Raw genomic sequence first — 1921 nt, 5'->3', positions numbered from 1 at the left:
ATAATAAATTAGGGTGTACTCACCTGTATATTTACCTCAACCGGAACTATCCGTCATGACTCAACTCCCCGTCACTGTGCTGTCAGGCTTTCTTGGCGCAGGAAAAACTACTGTACTAAGCCATATTCTGAATAACCGCCAGGGTAAAAAAGTGGCCGTTATCGTTAACGATATGAGCGAAATCAATATTGATGCAACTCAGGTTCAAAACGAAGTGTCGCTGAGCCATCAGGAAGAGAAGCTGGTGGAAATGAGCAATGGCTGCATTTGTTGTACCCTGCGTGAAGATCTGTTGCTGGAGATCAACAAATTGGCCCGGGAGGGGCACTTTGATTATCTGGTGATTGAATCCACCGGCATTTCCGAGCCTTTACCCGTCGCTGAAACCTTTACCTTTGCCGATGAAAAGGGTAAATCGCTTTCTGATGTCGCCACGCTGGATACGATGGTCACAGTGGTGGATGCAGTGAACTTCCTCAAGGATTATGACGAGGCCAAATACCTTCAGGATACCGGAGAGTCTCTGGGGGAAGAGGATGAACGCAGTGTTGCTGACTTACTGGTAGATCAAGTCGAGTTCGCCGATATACTGTTAATCAGCAAAACCGATTTGATAGAACAGCGCGAGCAGGAACGTTTGACTGCGATCCTGAAAACACTCAATACCAATGCCCGAATCATTCCCATTACTCATGGTCAGGTAAATGTTGACGATGTATTAAACACTGGGCTGTTTGATTTTGAGCGGGCACAATTAGCGCCGGGCTGGCTTAAAGAAATGCGCGGCGAACATGTGCCGGAAACGGAAGAATACGGCATTGGAAGTTTTAGTTACACCGCTCGCCGACCCTTTCATCCGGAAAAGTTTTATCAGTTTCTCCACACGGCAAGAGACTATGGAAAACTGATTCGATCTAAAGGGTACTTTTGGTTGGCCACTCGTCCGGAATTTGCAGGCCAATGGAGTCAGGCTGGTGGTATCGCGCGCTATGGTTTTGCAGGGATGTTTTGGAAAGCTATCCCGAAAGAGAACTGGCCTACCGATGAAGATTACCTTGCCTCGATTAAAAGTAACTGGGTAGATCCCTTCGGCGATATGCGGCAGGAGCTTGTTTTCATCGGTCAGGCTTTAGATCAACAGGCCATTACTAAAGCCCTCGACGATTGCTTATTAACAGAAGGCGAGGTTCTCAAAGGTAAAGAGCACTGGGCAACTTTGAGTGATCCTTTTCCTGACTGGGGAGAAAATCAATGAGCTCAACATCACCAGGGCAATGCCCGTTGACTGAAGATCAGATTAAACAGGCTGCCGAGTCTGACTACATGAATAGTGAGCAACTGGATTTTTTCAAGCACCGACTATTGGTGCTTCACGAATCGACGGAAGCTCGAATTCAAGAAGCCAAAAATCAAATGGCCAGCCCACCAGAGTTGAATGATGATAGTGACAGAGCATCTTGGGAAGAAGAGTGCAGTACTTCTTTGCGTATTTTAGAACGAGAACAAAAATTACTATCCAAGATCAGACTGTCACTGCAGCGTATACGATCAGGTAGCTACGGTTATTGTCTTGAGTCGGATGAACCCATAGGCATACCTCGTCTTTTAGCAAGACCCACAACAGAATACTGTGCCGAAGTGAAAGCCCGGATTGAATACAAGGAGCAGGTGTACCGAGACTGAGGGTTTCGGTAGTTGTGGAGTGGAGAAGACGGTAATTCGGCCTATAGTGATTGCAGTGAAACTCTATTTCATTCATATGGAGGCTTAACTAGTATGCTTTCTATTGAGATGGACAGGGAAGACGGCATTGCCTTTCTGGAACCCCATGGACCTCTTTCAAAAGAGGACTTTGTTTCTGCCGCCCAACAGATTGATCCTCTGATTGAAGAGAGGGGTGGGCTGGCTGGGCTGATTATCC

The 1921-nt window shown here is 46.9% G+C and carries 2 protein-coding genes; both read left to right on the top strand.

Annotated features, from left to right (window positions below):
* The first annotated feature begins 55 nt into the window (after positions 1 to 55).
* Positions 56 to 1255 carry a zinc metallochaperone GTPase ZigA gene (gene zigA / locus KDK19_RS15090; RefSeq protein ID WP_257275826.1) on the top strand — a complete coding sequence of 400 codons (1200 nt, stop codon included), beginning with the start codon at positions 56 to 58 and terminating at the stop codon, positions 1253 to 1255.
* Positions 1252 to 1683 carry a TraR/DksA C4-type zinc finger protein gene (locus tag KDK19_RS15085; RefSeq protein WP_257275825.1) on the top strand — a complete coding sequence of 144 codons (432 nt, stop codon included), beginning with the start codon at positions 1252 to 1254 and terminating at the stop codon, positions 1681 to 1683. Before zigA ends, KDK19_RS15085 begins: the two co-directional genes overlap by 4 nt.
* The last annotated feature ends 238 nt before the right edge of the window (positions 1684 to 1921 follow it).

Origin of the sequence: Endozoicomonas sp. ONNA1 (assembly GCF_024606325.1) — a bacterium.
In the GTDB taxonomy this organism is placed as follows: domain Bacteria; phylum Pseudomonadota; class Gammaproteobacteria; order Pseudomonadales; family Endozoicomonadaceae; genus Endozoicomonas_A.
The sequence above is the reverse complement of the archived record's forward strand: the minus strand, read 5'-3'. Positions and strand labels throughout refer to the sequence as shown.

Bases quoted from the DNA above. Each gene is read 5' to 3' on its own strand.
- zigA (WP_257275826.1), top strand. From the start codon at position 56: ATGACTCAACTCCCCGTCACTGTGCTGTCAGGCTTTCTTGGCGCAGGA.
- KDK19_RS15085 (WP_257275825.1), top strand. From the start codon at position 1,252: ATGAGCTCAACATCACCAGGGCAATGCCCGTTGACTGAAGATCAGATT.